Here is a 16450-nt window from a genome sequence, read left to right on the forward strand (position 1 = left end):
CTGCCTTTCGTCGGCCGTGCTGAGCTTAAGGACTCGTTTGGCAAAGGGGCGGTGCGCCGCCCCTTCCGACCGCGCTACATCGCCTTCTCGATCTGACCGCGGATCTCGCCATCCTTGTTGGCGGCGGTGTGGACGTTAACGTAGTATTTGCCGGCCTCAAGGTCAGCCGCTTGCGCATCTGTGAGCGTCGCTGACCCCTTGATCGGGCTCTTGAGCTTGCCCTTGAACGGGATTACCGGCGCGGCATTTTCGCCCATCCCCGCGGGACCGTGAATGTGCGCGGCCGTCGCCGGTCCGCTCAGACCGGAATATTTGACGTTCCAGCTTAGCTTCTTCTTGGTGGTGTCAAAGGTCAAAGTGGCAGTCCCCTTGCCCTTGGTGGTGATGGGAGGGCTCTGCTGGCCTCCATCGAGCGTTGCCTTGTACTTCACCATTTCGGCCATGGCCGGCGATGCGAATAGAAAGGCGGTCGAAATGGCCAGCGCGGAAAGCACCGGCATGAAGGATTGTCTGCGCATGAAGAACCTCCAGTTAGCTGCGCATCCGTCATGGCTTCCCGACACGCGAATGCGTCAACGGGAACGATTGGGCGGCGTAATGTATCCCTGCACACGTTTTTGTGACCGGCCACGGGAAAAACGGGCGATTACCGCCCATTCACCGCCTGGGATCAGACGGCGGCCAGCGCCTGCGCAAGGTCGGCGATCAGGTCATCCGGGTGCTCGACGCCGATCGACAGCCTGACCGTGGTCTCCAGAACGCCGATGCGCTGGCGCACGTCGAAGGGAATGCCCGAATGGGTCATGGCGGCTGGATGGCTGGCCAGCGATTCCGTGCCACCGAGGCTTACCGCCAGCTTGAAGATCTGCAGCCCGTTGAGAAAGGCGAAGGCCGCCTTCTGTCCGCCCCTGATGTCGAAGGAGAAGGTCGAACCGGCGCCGCTGCATTGCGCCCGATAGACGCGGGCGGCAGGCGTGTCCTCGCCGAGGAACGGCAGGTAATGCACCTTCGCCACCTTGGGATGCTCTTGCAGGAATCCGGCAATCAGACGGGCATTGTCGTTCGCCCGTTCCATGCGGATCGACAGCGTCTCCAGCGAGCGGCCGAGCATCCAGCAGGAATGTGGATCAAGCTGCGTGCCGATCGCGCCACGCAGAGCCTTGATCGGCTTTGTGACCGCCTTGCCGCCCATGACGGCGCCCGCGATCAGGTCGGAATGGCCGCCGACATATTTGGTCAGCGAATAGACGGAGATATCGGCGCCGTGCTCGATAGGCCGCTGGAAGACTGGACCGAGCAGCGTGTTGTCGCAGGCTATGATCGGCGTCGATCCTTGCCTTGCGCCGATCTCGTCGGCGGCCTTCCGCATCAGCGCGATATCGACAAGGCTATTGGTCGGGTTCGACGGCGTCTCGATCAGGATAACCGACACACGGCCCTTCGCGGTCGCCGCATCGGCCGCCACGCGCACCGCCGCCTCGTCGACGCCATCCGCGAAGCCGACCGCGCCGATGCCGAAGCCGGCAAGCGTGCGCGTCAAAAGCGTCTCGGTGCCGCCATAGAGCGGCTGCGAATGCAGGATCACGTCGCCGGGGCGGGCATAGGCAAGCAGCGTCGTCGCGATCGCCGACATTCCCGACGAAAACAGGATGCAGGCATCCGTCCCCTCATAGACGGCGAGCCGGTCCTCGACGATCTCGCTGTTGGGATGATTGAAGCGCGAATAGACAAGGCCCGACGCCGTGCCGCTCGGCGGCTCCTTTCGGCCGGACGTGTAGTCGAAGAAATCACGCCCCTCCTCCGCCGATTTGAACACGAAGGTCGACGTCAGGAACACCGGCGGCTTGACTGCGCCCTCCGACAGCTGCGGATCGAAGCCATAGCTCAGCATCAGCGTTTCGGGATGAAGCTTGTGGTTGCCGATATGGGTTTTCGAAGGACGCGGCGCGGTCATGATGTTCCCTGCTTTTTCGAGACGTGTGGCGGCAATTTATGCGATCCCCACCACACAGTCCTTGCTATTCTTGGCCCCCCATGGCTGCACTATCGCAATGAATTGCCTGGAGAGGCCAAAAGTGCAGCAGAAAATAGCTGATGATTTCGACCGCAAGATCCTGCATGAACTGCGCGCCGATGCGCGTATCACGAACAACGAGTTGGCGGAGCGCATCGGCCTGTCGCCGTCGCCTTGTCTCAGGCGCGTGCGGCGGCTGGAGGAAGCCGGAATTATCAGGGGCTACACGACGCTGGTCGATCCGGCTGCCTTTGGCTGGACCATGGTCGCCATCGCCACCATAAGGCTCGGCCGCCAGAACGAGGACGAGATCGTCATGTTCGAGGAAGCGATCCGCGGGTGGGACGAAGTGCTGGAATGCCACCTCGTCACCGGCTCGCGCGACTATGTGCTCAAGGTCGTGACCGGCGGCCTCGACCAGTATGAGCGCTTCATCAAGGAAAAGATCGCGCGGCTGAAATGCGTCGCCTCGATCGAGACCAGCTTTGTGATGAACACCATAAAGGAACGGCGCCTCTGACCCTTGGTCGGAGGCGCCGCTCTGAAGATCGATCGTAGCGGGGCTACGCTTACTTCACGGCCTTGTCGGTGATCGCGGTGGTGTAGGCGCCGGTCGGCTCCTTGGTGATGATCTTCTGGTCGAGCAGGGCCTTGGCGGTGCGCTCGTAAGCCGCAGGGATCAGCTTGCCGTCGGCATTGTCGATCAGCTTGGCCACTTCCTTCATCATGAACTTCTGGTGGTTCTCGTCTTGACCGCCATTGTCCACGACGATGCCGGCCGCCTCGTCGGTGTTCTCGGTTGCGTATTTCCAGCCCTTCATCGAGGCGCGCACGAAGCGCACCATCTTGTCGGCGAAGGCCGGATCCTTGAGCTTGTCCTCAAGCGTGTAGAGCCCGTCCTCCAACAAGTCGTTGCCCATGGCCGAATAGTTGAAGACGATCAGGTCCTCGGGCTTGTAGCCGGCATCCAGCACCTGGCCGTATTCGTTGTAGGTCATCACCGAAATGCAGTCCGCCTGCTTCTGGATCAGCGGCTGCACGTCGAAGCTCTGCTTCAGCACGGTGACGCCGTCCGGGCCGCCATCGGTCTTGAGGCCGATCTTGTTCATCCAGGCGTAGAACGGATATTCGTTGCCGAAGAACCAGACGCCGAGCGTGTGGCCCTTGAAATCGGCCTCGGTCTTGATCGGTCCGTTCTTGGGGCAGACCAGTTCCATGCCCGCCTTCTTGAAGGGCTGGGCGATATTGACGAGCATCACGCCCTTGTCGCGGGCAGCCAACGCCCCGCCCATCCAGTCGACGATGACATCGGCGCCGCCGCCGGCGATCACCTGTTCGGGTGCGATATCGGGGCCGCCCGGCTTGATATCGACGTCGAGGCCTTCAGCGTCATAGAAGCCCTTGGCCTTGGCGACATAGTAACCGGCAAACTGCGCCTGCGTGACCCATTTCAGCTGCAGCGTCACCTTGTCGGCGGCCATTGCCTGGAAAGCGGCCAGCGACAGCGCGCCGGCCAGAAGCGGAATAAGAAGTCTTTTCATTTTTTTACCCTCTGAAGTTAGTGCCCTGAACCCACCGCCCCTATCCACCACGGACAGAGGGATGCCAAAACGTGACGGCCCTTTCGACAAGGGCGACCACGCCATAAAAGACCGAACCCGCAAGTGCTGCAACTGCGATTTCAGCCCACACCATGTCGATGTTCATCCGCCCGACCTCGGTCGAGATGCGGAAGCCCATGCCGACGACGGGCGTGCCGAAGAACTCCGCGACGATGGCGCCGATCAGCGCCAGCGTCGAGTTGATCTTCAGCGCGTTGAAGATGAAGGGAGCGGCGGCCGGCAGCCTGAGCTTGATCAGCGTCGGCCAGTAGCCCGACGCATAGGTGCGCATCAGGTCGCGCTCCATATGCCCCGACGCGGCAAGCCCGGCGACCGTGTTCACCAGCATCGGGAAGAAGGTCATGATGATGACCACGGCTGCCTTGGACTGCCAGTCGAAGCCGAACCACATGACCATGATCGGCGCCACGCCGATGATCGGCAGTGCCGAAACCATGTTGCCGATCGGCAGCAGGCCACGCCGCAGGAACGGCACCCGGTCGGCGAGGATCGCGGTGACGAACCCGGCGCCACTGCCGACGATATAGCCGAAAAGCACCGCCTTGAAGATGGTCTGCCGGACATCGGCGCCGAGCACCGACAGCGAGTTGACAATGCGCACGCCGATGGCGCTCGGCGGCGGCAGCAGGATGAAGGGGATGCCGGCGCCACGCGTCACCGCCTCCCAGATGATGAGTATCCAGGCGCCGAAGATGGCCGGGATGATCAGGCGCAGCGCGTTCCGGGACCAGCCTGTCGTTGGACGAAGCCCGGACAGCGCCGCCACGCAGCGCCATCCGAGCAGCCAGGCCGCGGTGAGCAGCAGGAAATACGGTGCCAGCGCCGTGCCTTCGAAACCGGCAATGCCCGAGATCAGCAGCCAGGCCACGAGATGGGCGCCGACGAACAGCACCACGGCCTCGCCCAGCGATGGCAACCTGACCATCGAGATCAGCGCCGCCACGATCGCCAGGCCGAGCATCAAACCCTTCGTTCCGAGATAGGGATAGTTGATGCTGGCAGCCGTATCCGAGAGTGCTGCCGCCTCCGGCTTCGACATCGCGCCCAGCGCAATCGCGACCAGGCACAGCAGGATCGCCAGCACGGCCTGCCACGAGGGTTTCAGCCAGTTCATGCCGGCCTCCCGCCCATGGCGCGGTCGACGGTGCGGCCGGCGATGCCGACCACCATGACCAGAAGCGCGGCCACGATCGAACCGGCGACCAGCACCGACCAGATATCGATGGACTGGCTGTAATAGGCGCCGGCAAGCAGCTTGGCGCCGATGCCGGCGACCGCACCGGTCGGCAATTCGCCGACGATCGCGCCGACGAGACTTGCCGCCACCGCCACCTTCATCGAGGTGAACAGGAACGGCACGGAGGCCGGCACGCGCAATTTCCAGAAGGTCTGGGCGCGGCTGGCATTGTAGGTGTGCATCAGGTCGAGATGCATGATCTCGGGCGAGCGCAGGCCCTTCACCATGCCGACCGTCACCGGGAAGAACGACAGATAGGTCGAGATCATCGCCTTCGGGATCAGGCCGGTGATGCCGACGGCCGCCAGCACGACGATGATCATCGGCGCCACCGCCAGGATGGGAATGGTCTGCGAGGCGATGATCCACGGCATCAGACTGCGGTCGAGCGTCGCCACATGCACAATGCCGACCGCGATGATGATGCCGAGCGCGGTGCCGAAGGCAAAGCCGAGCAGCGTCGACGACAGCGTCACCCAGGCGTTGTAGACGAGGCTGCGGTTCGAGTTGATCGGCCGCAGGAAAGTGTTCTCGAAGAAGTTCACCGCCACCTGATGCGGCGCCGGCAGCGTCGGCTTGGGCTGCGACAGCGTCTTGCCGATGAATTCGACGGTGCCCGGCGTCACGTTGGCCCGGCTGTCGATATCGCGCTGAAACGGCGCATTTAGGATGACTGCGAAAACGTACCAGAGCACGACCACGCCGACGAGGATGGTGGTGACAGGGATGATCTTGGAGCGGAAGCTATCCATTGGCGCCCCCTCCTCTCCCCGCTGGGGAGAGGGTGGCCGGAGCGAAGCGAAGGCCGGGTGAGGGGGAGTGTATGTGCCCCTCAAGCACTGCCAAGATCGTATCCAAGACCGCCCGCCGTTCGGCGAGAACTTCGTGATTCCAGAACCGAAGAACAGAGTAACCATGGCTGTTCAGCCAAGCTGTTCTGCTTTCATCAGTCAGGGAGTCGGCATGTTGGCTGCCATCGATTTCAACGATCAAGCTCTTTTCGCGGCAGAGAAAGTCGGCGAAGAACGGTCCGAGTGGCACTTGCCTTACGAACTTGTAGCCGTTGAGGTGACGCCCCCGTAGCTCGCCCCAAAGCCGGTATTCGGCCTTAGTTTCGTCAAGCCGCAGTCCTCGGGCGCGCTCCGTGACCCCGGCCTTCCTCCTGGTTGGATGCGTCGGCGCCGCCCCCTCACCCGACCTCCGCTTCGCTCCGGCCACCCTCTCCACGGGGGGGAGAGGAGGAATCCAGTCGTCGCTCCCCTCAATCATCATAGCTGTGCCCTGCCCTCAAGCCATCGCGTACCCGCGCCGCGATCGCCAAAAACTCCGGGCTCTCGCGGATGTCGAGCGGGCGCTTCCTCGGCAGTGTCGATTCGATGATGTCGCTGACGCGGCCCGGGCGCGGCGACATGACGACGATGCGCGTCGACAGATACACCGCTTCCGGAATGGAGTGGGTGACGAAGCAGATGGTCTTGTTCGTCCGCCCCCATAATTGCAGCAACTGCTCGTTGAGATGGTCGCGCACGATCTCGTCCAGCGCGCCGAACGGTTCGTCCATCAACAAGAGGTCGGCGTCAAAGGCCAGCGCACGGGCGATCGAGGCGCGCTGCTGCATGCCGCCGGAAAGCTGCCAGGGATATTTCTTCTCGAAGCCCGAAAGGTTGACGAGATCGAGCGTGCGCTTGATCCGTTCCACCTGCTCCGCCCTGGACAGGCCCATGATCTCCAGCGGCAGCGCGACATTGCGCTCGATGGTGCGCCACGGAAACAGTGCGGCGGCCTGGAAGACATACCCGTAGGCGCGCTTCTCGCGCGCCTGTTCCGCTGTCATGCCGTTGACCGATATCGTCCCGGACGTCGGCTTCTCCAGGTCGGCAATGACGCGCAGCAGGGTGGTCTTGCCGCAACCCGATGGGCCGATGAAAGAGACGAACTCACCCTTGCCGATGGTGAGATCGACATTGGACAGCGCCTGCACCGGCCCGTCATTGGTCTGGAAAGTGAGGCCAAGTTTGCTTGCCGCGACGACGGCTGGCGAAATCCCAGTCATCGGCGGGTGCCTGCCTTGTCCTGTCCCTGCGGCGGGATTCCGATTGCTTTTATCGCGATGTTGTTTTCCACTTGCCCAGTCCCATTGAATTTGTCCCACTCGCCATTGAATTTGTCCCACTCGATTGACGCCCGGAGTTTTCCCGATGTCGCCCAAACCGACATGCCATCTTATCCGCCCTGAAAGCACTTATGAAGGCAAGCAGGGATTGACCTATTTCGCCGGTATTGCCACGGAATCGGTCGGCTCCTCCGGTATCTGCATGCACGTGCTCACCATGCCGCCCGGCGCGCGCGCCAAGGCGCATCTGCACGAGAACCATGAAACCGCGATCTATGTGCTCTCCGGAGAGGTCCACACCTGGTATGGCGACCGGCTCGAGCACCACATCGTCGTCAAGGCCGGCGACCTCTTCTACATCCCGGCCGGCGTGCCGCATCTGCCGGCCAATCTGAGCAACGCTCCCTCTTCGGCCGTCATTGCCCGCACCGACCCCAACGAACAGGAAAGCGTCGTCCTGCTGCCCGAGCTCGATGCCCTGGTTGCGTGAGGCCGTTATTGGCGGGTTAGGCGGCCGACGCTCAATAGCTTCAGGTCCGCGCCGCCCCTCATCGCCCTGCCGGGCACTTCTCGCCGTATAGAGACGGGGAGAAGGACGCCGTCGCGAAGGATTTCGCCAATAGCCTGCGTTGCCAGAAAGAGCACCGAGATCGCACTCAGCCCCCTTCTCCCCGTCTCTATACGGGGAGAAGATGCCGGCAGGCAGATGAGGGGCGGCGCGGACGTCGGCAATCATCTGCACCGAGTCACTTCCCCGTATACGGTGCCTTCCTCATCAGCGATCACCAATTTCCCGGCATTCTTGGCGCTGTGTTTGATGGTGAAGGTGGCGGGCGACTTTCCCTCCTCGCCTTCGGCTTCACAGTCAGCCTTGACCGTCAGCGAGCCATCGGCCTGGGCCTTCTTTTCGGTAAGGGTGCAAGCGCTCGCCACAGTGACGAATGCCTCGCTGGTCAGCAGCAGCATGTCCTCGGCATAGACTTCCTGGCCGTTCTTGTTGATGCAGCCGGACTTGTTGCCGTACGGCTTGGACAGGTCGATGCAGGCCGCCGAAGCGGAGCCGGCAAGCAGAACAAAAACAGCGGTGAGACGAAGCCTCGCGTGCCTCACCTCAAACCCCGGTCGCCGGAATGCCTGTCCGCTCGACCTTGCGCGGCGCGGTGATCTCTTTCCATGTCGACAGCGCGCGGTTGACCGCCGCATTCGGCTCGCGGCCGACGAATTCGCCATGTCCAGGCTTCGCCTTGACCTCGGCCTCCTGGATCGACAGTTCGCCGCGCGAGAAGACGAAACGCGGGAGGCCGGTCACCTCGACGCCCTCGAACACGTTGTAATCGATGACCGACTGCTGCTTCTTCGAAGAAATCGTCTTCTTGCGCTTCGGATCCCAGACGATGATGTCGGCATCCGCGCCTTCGACGATGGCGCCCTTCTTCGGATACATGTTGAGGATCTTGGCGATGTTGGTCGAGGTCACCGCGACGAACTCGTTCATCGTCAGCCGCCCGGTGTTGACGCCCTTGGTCCATAGCACCGGCATGCGATCCTCGAGCCCGCCGGTGCCGTTGGGGATCTTGGTGAAATCGCCGACTCCAAAGCGCTTCTGCTTGGTGGTGAAGGCGCAATGGTCGGTCGCCACCACCTGCAGCGAGCCCGCCTGCAGGCCGGCCCACAGCGAATCCTGGTGCAGCTTGTTGCGGAAGGGCGGGCTCATTACGCGGCGCGCCGCATGGTCCCAATCCTTGTCGAAATACTCGCTCTCATCCAGCGTCAGATGCTGGATCAGCGGCTCGCCGAACACACGCATACCCTTCTGGCGGGCGCGGCGGATCGCCTCGTGGCTCTGCTCGCAGGAGACGTGCACGACATAGAGCGGCACGCCCGCCATGTCGGCGATCATGATCGCGCGATTTGTGGCCTCGCCCTCCACTTCCGGCGGACGCGAATAGGCGTGACCTTCCGGGCCGTTATTGCCGGCGGCGAGCAGCTTCTGCGACAGGGCCGCAACCACATCGCCATTCTCGGCATGCACCAGCGGCAGCGCGCCAAGATCGGCGCAGCGCTGGAACGAGGCATACATCTCGTCGTCATCCACCATCAGCGCGCCCTTGTAGGCCATGAAGTGCTTGAACGAGGTGATGCCCTTGTCGACGACGTCGGCCATCTCGTCGAACACCTGCTTGCCCCACCAGGTGATCGCCATGTGGAAGGAGTAATCGCAGGAGGCCCCGGAGGTCTTGTTGTCCCACATCTGCAAGGCTTCGAGCAGCGACTGCTGCGGCGCCGGCAGGCAGAAATCGACCACCATGGTGGTACCGCCGGCCAGTGCCGCGCGCGTGCCGGATTCGAAATCATCGGCCGAATAGGTGCCCATGAACGGCATTTCGAGATGGGTATGCGGATCGATGCCGCCGGGCATCACATAGCAGCCGGTGGCGTCGAATTCGTGATCGCCATGCAGATTGGAGCCGATGGCGACAATCTTGCCATGCTGTATCAGCACATCGGCCTTCCATGTGCGGTCGGCCGTGACGATGGTGCCGTTCCTGATGACTTTGGTCATTTTCGTTCCCTTGTTTTGCTGCGCTTCTTTTAGAGCGCTTTGCTTCTATTCTCGATCAGCAGACCATCTGGATCAGCGTCATCCCCATTGGGAATGGCCGCTACATGACTCCGAGTTCCCGCAATATCTCTTCCACGCACCCGTCGACCGATTCCGTCAATTCACCTGTCGAAAACCTCAGCACGCGATAGCCTTGCGTCCTCAGCCAGCCATCACGTATCCGGTCCTTCTCCATTTGCTGCGGTACAAAATGGTGCTGTCCATCCACCTCGATGACCAAACTTTTCTCGTGGAGAACGAAGTCCACAATGTAAGGGCCGATTGGCGCCTGCTTCCTGGCATGCAGACCATAGAGCCGACGGAACTCCTTTAGCTCGGACCAGAGTTTACGCTCGCCTTCCGTCATATTCCGGCGCAACGCCCTGGCACGTTTTATGGCAGCAGGGTCGATCGCGGTCGGTGCCAAGGCGAGTACCCCCACCCTCAATCCCTCCCCACAAGGGGGAGGGAGGCTTGGGATAGCGCCATCATTACGCAACCGCAAAAGCTTCGCGCTACAGGAAAATACCCCGGCGAGGACGGTCCCCCTCCCCCTTGTGGGGAGGGGTTAGGGGTGGGGGTACAGCGCCGACATCTCATTCGACAATCACCGCCGTCTCCACCACCGCGTGGAACAGCACGTCGGCGCCGGCGGCGGCCCATTCCTTGGTGATTTCCTCCGCCTCGTTGTGGCTGAGGCCATCGACGCAGGGACACATCACCATGGCGGTGGGCGCCACGCGGTTAATCCAGCAGGCATCGTGGCCCGCACCCGAGACGATGTTGCGGTGCGTGTAGCCGAGGCGCTCGGCGGCATCGCGGATCGCCTTGACGCAGCCCTTGTCGAAGGTCACCGGATCGAAATGCCCGACCTGCTCTATCTTGTATTTGATATCGAGCGCGTCGCAGATCGTGTCGATGCCTTCGCGGATGCGACCGTCCATGGCGTCGAGCACTTCCTTCTCCGGCGAGCGGATGTCGATGGTGAAGACTGTGCGCCCGGCAATGATGTTGCGCGAGTTGGGGTAGACTTCCATATGGCCGACGGCGCCGACGGCGTCGGGCTGGTAGTCCATGGCGATCTCGTGCACCAGTTCGATCACGCGAGCCATGCCGAGCCCGGCATTGCGGCGCTTCGGCATTGGCGTCGAGCCGGTATGCGCCTCCTTGCCGGTCAGCGTCACCTGCAGCCATTTCAGGCCCTGGCCGTGGGTGACGACGCCGATGTCGATGCCTTCGTCCTCGAGGATCGGGCCCTGTTCGATATGCAGTTCGAAGAAGGCGTGAATCTTGCGGTCGCCGACCTTCTCGTTGCCCTTCCAGCCGATGCGCTCCAGTTCTTCGCCGAATTTCTTGCCGTTCTTGTCCGTATGCTCGTAGACGTCGGCCTGTTCGAGCACGCCGGCGAACACGCCGGAGGCCATCATCGCCGGTGCGAAGCGCGCGCCTTCCTCGTTGGTCCAGTTGGTGACGACGATCGGATGTTTGGTTTTGATGCCGAGGTCGTTGAGCGAGCGCACGACCTCCAGCCCGCCGAGAACGCCGAGAACGCCGTCATACTTACCGCCGGTCGGCTGCGTGTCGAGATGGCTGCCGACATAGACCGGCGGCAGGTCGGGGTCGGTGCCTTCGCGGCGGGCGAACATGGTGCCCATCTCGTCGACGCCCATTTCGAGCCCTGCGGCATCGCACCAGCGCTTGAACAGATGCCGACCCTCGCCATCCTCGTCGGTCACGGTCTGCCGATTGTTGCCGCCGGCAATGCCGGGGCCGATCTTCGCCATCTCCATGATGGAATCCCACAAACGGTCTGAATTGATTCGCAGATTCTCGCCGGGTGCGGCCATTCAAAACCCCATCGATTGCGCGGCGTCCCCCTCCCCCCTCGAGGGGAGGGTGGCCGCGAAGCGGTCGGGTGGGGTCGCCGCTCATGCGCTCGACCTTTTCCTTGACCACCTGCGCGACGTGCCAAGCGCTGTTTATGACATCAGGCTCGTCGACGCGAAAGACGTCAAACCCGAGCGAATGCAGATAGGCGTCACGGACAGCATCGTGCCGTTTGCCCTTCTTGTACTCGTGAAGATCACCGTCGACTTCAACGATCAGCTTCACGGAAAGGCAGGCAAAGTCAACGATGTAAGGCCCAAACGAGCACTGGCGCCGGAATTTGATGCCTGCCGATTTCAGCTCACGCAACTCATACCAAAGGAGAGATTCACCCTTGGTCGCGTGAACTCGAAGCGCGCGCGCCTTCTGGCGCATTTCGAAGCTCACGCGGGTACGGGGCATCAGTGGCCGCCTCGCTGCAAAAGATCAGGTCGGCGCACTGCCGCGCTGACCCCACCCGGCCGCTTCGCGGCCACCCTCCCCTCGAGGGGGAGAGATATCTGTGCCCAGTTCTTCAATCGATTGACCTCAGCACTTCACGCACATGGTCGATCAGTTCGTTGATCTGGCCCTTGGTGATGATCAGCGGCGGCGACAGCGCGATGATGTCGCCGGTGGTGCGGATCAGCGCGCCGCGTTCGAACGCCTTGACGAAGGCCGAGAAGGCACGCTTGGTCGGCTGGCCGGCGATCGGCGCCAGTTCGACAGCGCCGATCAGGCCGATGTTCCTGATATCGATGACATGTGGCTCGCCCTTCAGCGAATGCAGCGCGTCCTCCCAATAGGGCGCCAGTTCCTCGCCACGGGTCAATAGGCCTTCTTCCTTGTAGGTGTCGAGCGTGCCGAGTGCGGCGGCGCAAGCAACCGGATTGCCCGAATAGGTGTAGCCGTGGAAGAACTCGATCATGTGCTCGGGGCCGGTCATGAAGGCGTCGTGGATTTCCTTCTTCACGAACACCGCGCCCATCGGGATGACGCCGTTGGAGACACCCTTGGCGGTGGTCATGATGTCGGGCGTGACGCCGAAATAATCGGCGCCGAACGGCGCGCCGAGACGGCCGAAACCGGTGATGACCTCGTCGAAGATCAACAGGATGCCGTGCTTGGTACAAATTTCGCGAAGCTTCTGCAGATAGCCCTTGGGCGGCAGGATGACGCCGGTGGAACCAGCGACCGGCTCGACGATGACGGCGGCGATGGTCGAGGCGTCATGCAGGGCAACGATGCGCTCCAGCTCGTTGGCGAGCTCCGCGCCATATTCCGGCACGCCCCTGGAGAAGGCGTTCTTCTCGGGCAGATGCGTGTGCGGCATGTGGTCGACGCCGCCAAGCAGCGTGCCGAACATCTTGCGGTTGGAGACGATGCCGCCGACCGAGATGCCGCCGAAATTGACGCCATGATAACCGCGCTCGCGGCCGATCAGACGGGTGCGCGAGCCCTCGCCCTTCACGCGGTGATAGGCGATCGCCATCTTCAGCGCCGTCTCGACCGATTCCGAACCGGAATTGGTGAAGAACACATGGTCCATGCCCTTGGGCGCGATGTCGACCAGGCGGTTCGCCAGTTCGAACACGATAGGATGGCCCATCTGGAAGGCCGGCGCGTAGTCGAGCTCGGCGGCCTGGTGCTGGATCGCCTCGGTGATCTTCGGACGGCAGTGGCCGGCATTGACACACCAGAGGCCGGCGGTGCCGTCCAGCACCTTGCGGCCATCGCTGGTCGTGTAATGCATATCCTTGGCGGACACGAACATGCGCGGCGCCTGCTTGAACTGCCGGTTTGCCGTGAACGGCATCCAGAATGCGCTGAGATCGTTCGGCGTGACTTTCAGCCGGTTGGACATGACCAAGACTTCCCCTTGTAACCTGTTTCGGTGCGTCCAACGCTTGGTCTTTGCCGCGCTTTCGTGCTACGCAAATTTTTGACCGATTGGACAAACGTTAGCACCGCCCTGTCGGCGGTCAAGGGATTACTAGCGGAAATGCGGCTCCTGAAGTGCGTTCCACAGGCTGGGGAAAAACTGGTCCAGAGAATTGGTCCAGACAGACGCCAACGCGGGGGTCCGCAACGGTGAACACCGGCACGGAAGCCCCTCGCCGCACCCGCATCCAGCAGGAAAAGCGCGAACTGATCCTGGAGGCAGCGCTCGAGGTGTTCTCCACCAACGGCTTCCGCGGCTCGACCATCGACCAGATCGCTGAAGCCGCCGGCATGTCGAAGCCCAACCTGCTCTATTATTTCCGCCGCAAGGAAGACATTCACGAGACTTTGATGCAGCGCCTGCTCGACACCTGGCTGGCGCCGCTCAGGGAACTCGACGACATCGGCGATCCCATGACCGAATTGCGCAGCTACATCAGGCGCAAGCTCGAAATGGCGCGAGATTTTCCCCGCGAAAGCCGGCTGTTCGCCAACGAGATCCTGCAAGGCGCGCCGCGCATCATGCCGCTGCTGGCGGGCGAACTGAAGACATTGGTCGACGAGAAGGCCGCCGTCATCAAGGGCTGGATGCGTGCCGGCAAGATCGCCCGGACCGACCCCTGGCACCTGATCTTCTCGATCTGGGCGACGACCCAGCACTACGCCGATTTCGACGTCCAGGTCCGCGCCGTGCTGGGGCCGAACCGCGGCGGCGACGGCCGCTTCGAGGACGCGGCGCGCTTTCTGGAGCAGTTGTTCCTCGATGGGCTGAAGCCGAAGGGCTAGGGTCTCGGGAAAAGGGCTTAACGGATAGGGCCAACTTACCGGTCATTTGGTTGTTGCCGACCGTAAGGATTGGCCGAGGCATCCATCATTTCGTCATCCACGGGCGGAGCAAGGAGCGAAGCGACGCAGCGCAGACCCGAGGATCCTGTGTGTTTGTTCAGTGCTATGATCAAAGTGGGAAGGAGGCCGAGAGGATCCTGGTCGTCCTTTGACGGATAGGCTGCGGCACTGCGGCGGGATCAGTTGGAGATCAGACCGGGCCAGAAGGCGAACAGCAGCAGCCCGGCGACAATTGCGTAACCGACTGCCAGGTGGACTGCTTTCAGGACGGGGCGGCCCATCTCCCGGGCGCGCTTAGGGTGCAGAGGATCGTAGATGACGTCGACCGCGGCACCGATAGACCGTGTCTTGCCATTAACCGGCAGATAGGACTCGAAACGCCAGGTTCGTCCGGAGCGATCGGCGAATTCTATGATCGGGTTGTCTGAATATTCGCCAGACTTATCGATGTCCACCACCTTGCCGGTGGCAAAGATGCCACGCCGCTTGAGGACAAAACCGCCATAGCTCTGCACGCCGATGGGCGCCAGGAAGAAGACGCCGCACAGGAGGCACCAGATCTGTAAGTCGCTTGGATGCCAGCCAACGGCTTCCGCGATCGCGCGGAACGGAAACAGCGCCTGATGGAAGATCTCCGAAACGCGTGCCCAGAATGCGGTCCAGCCTTGCTCCATGCCCGCTCCACTCGTGAACCCACGATTTCATACAGGATAATCGCAACGGAGCGATTAACACGGGTGGCGTCGATTGCGCCGAGTTCCCCGGCCCGCTCGGAAGTATTGCCCTATGAAGCGTCAGGCCCCGCTCAGCGCGACATTGCCGATGAAGCCGTTCATGCGCTGCCCGGTGTCAGGGCCTTGATGGTCCCCCGGAAACCGGCCGCATCGACCGCTTCCTTCAAACAGCTGGAGCGCCGCCGCCTTGGCGGCGCTCCCGGGCAACAGGGCAATCAGGCAGCCTTGGCGGCCGGCATCGGATGAATGGCGTGGAACGGAATGCAAAGCCGGTTCCAGGTGTTGATCATGCCGAGCGCGACCGACAGCTTGACCAATTCCTCTTCCGAGAAATGCTCGAGCGTGCGTGCATAGAGCTCATCCGACACGCCGTTGTTGGCGATGAGGGTCACCGCCTCGGTCCAGGCCAAGGCCGCGCGTTCGCGCTCGGAAAACAGTGGCGATTCCTTCCAGGCCGAGACCAGATAGAGCCGCGGCTCGGTCTCGCCGTCACGGCGAGCCTCACGGCTGTGCATCTCGACGCAGAACGAGCAGCCATTGATCTGCGAGGCCCTGAGCTTGATCAGGTGCAACAGGCTCACCTCCAACCCGCATTCGTCGACCGCCTTGTTGAGCGCCATCACCGCCTTCATGACCTCCGGCGCCTTGGCGAAGAACTGTATCCTCTGTTTCATCGTGTTGTTCCTTTCACATCGACTGGGTTTTAGATTTGCTTGGTGGAACCGGATTTCTGCGGCCGCTGGTGGCGCTCGACGAAAGCGCAGCTCGCTGCAATCGACCGGGGATCGCCTTCCTCGGCGAAATTGGCCACGACGTCGGACAGCTTGGTCTCGGCAAGCGCGGCCCGATAGGCCCTCTCCGCCTTCAGCATCGCGGCGTTGATGCCGCAGGGTTTGACATAGGCCGAGGCATCGAGCTTGACCGGACCGTTGCGGCGGATTTCGCCGCAGCGGAAAGCCGGCTCGCGCCCTTCGACCGCCAGCACGATATCGAGCAGGGTGATGCGTTCGGCCGCCCGCGCCAGCCGGTAGCCGCCGGTTGGCCCCGGCACCGATTCCAGGATGCCGGATGAAGTCAGCATGTTGAGATGCTTCAGGAGATAGCTCGGCGAGAGGCCAAAGGATTCTGCCAGCGCGGCGCCTGGAATGGTGCTGTTGCCTTCGACGCTCGCCAGCGTGGCCGCGCAGTGAATGGCCGCCTCAACGCCCTCGCCCAGCTTCATTGTCGGTTTCCAAATTCGTCGATATAATTTATCCTCGATATATTTTATCTGCAATAGGAGAATCGTAGGAGCCTGATTTTTGAGAGAGGTTTTCTTGGAGAACGAAGACCCGTTGTCGTGCCAAGACGCCTTCCAATTCGGCGCTGGCACTGCCCCTCACCTGCCTGCCGGCACCTTTGTAACTTGTCATTTGCCGAATCCGTTATGATGGCGGGAGCGGTGGCGGACGAGAGGCCGACGCATCTTTGGGCCA

At 62.2% G+C, this 16450-nt stretch carries 18 protein-coding genes and 1 pseudogene; 3 read left to right on the forward strand and 16 right to left on the reverse strand.

Annotated features, from left to right (window positions below; all coding sequences use genetic code 11):
- Window positions 1-74: 74 nt before the first annotated feature.
- Both FJ958_RS13835 and FJ958_RS13840 read right to left on the reverse strand, forming a co-directional pair.
- Window positions 75-518 (reverse strand): CHRD domain-containing protein, encoded by a 444-nt coding sequence (locus tag FJ958_RS13835; RefSeq protein ID WP_140743414.1) that lies wholly within the window; start codon window positions 516-518, stop codon window positions 75-77.
- 152 nt (window positions 519-670) lie between these two features.
- The gene (locus tag FJ958_RS13840; protein WP_140743416.1) at window positions 671-1954 is read right to left on the reverse strand and encodes a cystathionine gamma-synthase family protein; all 1284 of its coding nucleotides are present in this window, start codon (window positions 1952-1954) and stop codon (window positions 671-673) included.
- A 121-nt stretch (window positions 1955-2075) separates the two neighbouring features.
- Between FJ958_RS13840 and FJ958_RS13845 the strand changes: the two genes are divergently transcribed.
- Complete coding sequence (locus FJ958_RS13845; RefSeq protein WP_140743418.1) at window positions 2076-2534, forward strand: Lrp/AsnC family transcriptional regulator; 459 nt, start codon at window positions 2076-2078, stop codon at window positions 2532-2534.
- 49 nt (window positions 2535-2583) lie between these two features.
- Here FJ958_RS13845 and FJ958_RS13850 read toward each other — a convergent pair whose 3' ends face one another.
- The 5 genes from FJ958_RS13850 to FJ958_RS13870 are packed head-to-tail and all read right to left on the reverse strand — an operon-like array spanning window position 2584 to window position 6926.
- The gene (locus tag FJ958_RS13850) at window positions 2584-3555 is read right to left on the reverse strand and encodes an ABC transporter substrate-binding protein (RefSeq protein WP_140743420.1); all 972 of its coding nucleotides are present in this window, start codon (window positions 3553-3555) and stop codon (window positions 2584-2586) included.
- Window positions 3556-3595: 40 nt separating this feature from the next.
- Window positions 3596-4750: an ABC transporter permease gene (locus FJ958_RS13855; protein ID WP_140743422.1), complete on the reverse strand. Its 1155-nt coding sequence runs from the start codon at window positions 4748-4750 to the stop codon at window positions 3596-3598.
- On the reverse strand, window positions 4747-5625 hold the full coding sequence (locus FJ958_RS13860) for an ABC transporter permease (protein ID WP_140743424.1): 879 nt from the start codon (window positions 5623-5625) through the stop codon (window positions 4747-4749). The genes FJ958_RS13855 and FJ958_RS13860 overlap by 4 nt, the downstream gene beginning before the upstream one ends.
- Complete coding sequence (locus FJ958_RS13865; RefSeq protein ID WP_140743426.1) at window positions 5618-6145, reverse strand: endonuclease domain-containing protein; 528 nt, start codon at window positions 6143-6145, stop codon at window positions 5618-5620. The genes FJ958_RS13860 and FJ958_RS13865 overlap by 8 nt, the downstream gene beginning before the upstream one ends.
- A complete protein-coding gene (locus tag FJ958_RS13870; protein ID WP_140743428.1) occupies window positions 6135-6926 on the reverse strand; it encodes an ABC transporter ATP-binding protein in 792 nt (263 codons plus the stop codon). The genes FJ958_RS13865 and FJ958_RS13870 overlap by 11 nt, the downstream gene beginning before the upstream one ends.
- 145 nt (window positions 6927-7071) lie before the next feature.
- Here FJ958_RS13870 and FJ958_RS13875 point away from each other — a divergent pair, with 145 nt between their 5' ends.
- Window positions 7072-7476, forward strand: coding sequence for a cupin domain-containing protein (locus FJ958_RS13875; protein ID WP_015317160.1), 405 nt, complete (start codon window positions 7072-7074; stop codon window positions 7474-7476).
- 242 nt (window positions 7477-7718) lie between these two features.
- Here the strand turns inward: FJ958_RS13875 and FJ958_RS13885 are convergent, their stop codons facing one another.
- From FJ958_RS13885 to FJ958_RS13910, 6 genes and pseudogenes are all read right to left on the reverse strand, one after another.
- On the reverse strand, window positions 7719-8096 hold the full coding sequence (locus FJ958_RS13885; RefSeq protein WP_181176386.1) for a hypothetical protein: 378 nt from the start codon (window positions 8094-8096) through the stop codon (window positions 7719-7721).
- Window position 8097: 1 nt separating this feature from the next.
- A complete protein-coding gene (gene hydA, locus FJ958_RS13890) occupies window positions 8098-9549 on the reverse strand; it encodes a dihydropyrimidinase (RefSeq protein ID WP_140743430.1) in 1452 nt (483 codons plus the stop codon).
- Between the two features lie 100 nt (window positions 9550-9649).
- Window positions 9650-10030: a DUF559 domain-containing protein gene (locus tag FJ958_RS13895; protein ID WP_246679591.1), complete on the reverse strand. Its 381-nt coding sequence runs from the start codon at window positions 10028-10030 to the stop codon at window positions 9650-9652.
- A gap of 154 nt (window positions 10031-10184) precedes the next feature.
- Window positions 10185-11435: a Zn-dependent hydrolase gene (locus FJ958_RS13900; protein WP_140743432.1), complete on the reverse strand. Its 1251-nt coding sequence runs from the start codon at window positions 11433-11435 to the stop codon at window positions 10185-10187.
- A 157-nt stretch (window positions 11436-11592) separates the two neighbouring features.
- Window positions 11593-11877, reverse strand: a pseudogene (locus FJ958_RS31985) (endonuclease domain-containing protein); the annotation flags it as partial.
- Window positions 11878-11989: 112 nt separating this feature from the next.
- The gene (locus tag FJ958_RS13910; RefSeq protein ID WP_140743434.1) at window positions 11990-13318 is read right to left on the reverse strand and encodes an aspartate aminotransferase family protein; all 1329 of its coding nucleotides are present in this window, start codon (window positions 13316-13318) and stop codon (window positions 11990-11992) included.
- A 227-nt stretch (window positions 13319-13545) separates the two neighbouring features.
- On the opposite strand from FJ958_RS13910, the gene FJ958_RS13915 reads away from it, so the two are divergent.
- A complete protein-coding gene (locus tag FJ958_RS13915) occupies window positions 13546-14181 on the forward strand; it encodes a TetR family transcriptional regulator C-terminal domain-containing protein (protein ID WP_027051045.1) in 636 nt (211 codons plus the stop codon).
- A 239-nt stretch (window positions 14182-14420) separates the two neighbouring features.
- On the opposite strand, the gene FJ958_RS13920 is transcribed toward FJ958_RS13915, so the two are convergent.
- The 3 genes from FJ958_RS13920 to FJ958_RS13930 all read right to left on the reverse strand — a co-directional run bounded on the left by FJ958_RS13920 (window position 14421) and on the right by FJ958_RS13930 (window position 16197).
- A complete protein-coding gene (locus tag FJ958_RS13920; RefSeq protein ID WP_140743436.1) occupies window positions 14421-14915 on the reverse strand; it encodes a DUF3592 domain-containing protein in 495 nt (164 codons plus the stop codon).
- A gap of 275 nt (window positions 14916-15190) precedes the next feature.
- Complete coding sequence (locus FJ958_RS13925; RefSeq protein WP_140699425.1) at window positions 15191-15649, reverse strand: carboxymuconolactone decarboxylase family protein; 459 nt, start codon at window positions 15647-15649, stop codon at window positions 15191-15193.
- 29 nt (window positions 15650-15678) lie between these two features.
- The gene (locus tag FJ958_RS13930) at window positions 15679-16197 is read right to left on the reverse strand and encodes an Rrf2 family transcriptional regulator (RefSeq protein WP_140743438.1); all 519 of its coding nucleotides are present in this window, start codon (window positions 16195-16197) and stop codon (window positions 15679-15681) included.
- Between the last annotated feature and the right edge of the window lie 253 nt (window positions 16198-16450).

The sequence above is a fragment of the Mesorhizobium sp. B2-3-5 genome, assembly GCF_006442395.1.
GTDB lineage: Bacteria > Pseudomonadota > Alphaproteobacteria > Rhizobiales > Rhizobiaceae > Mesorhizobium.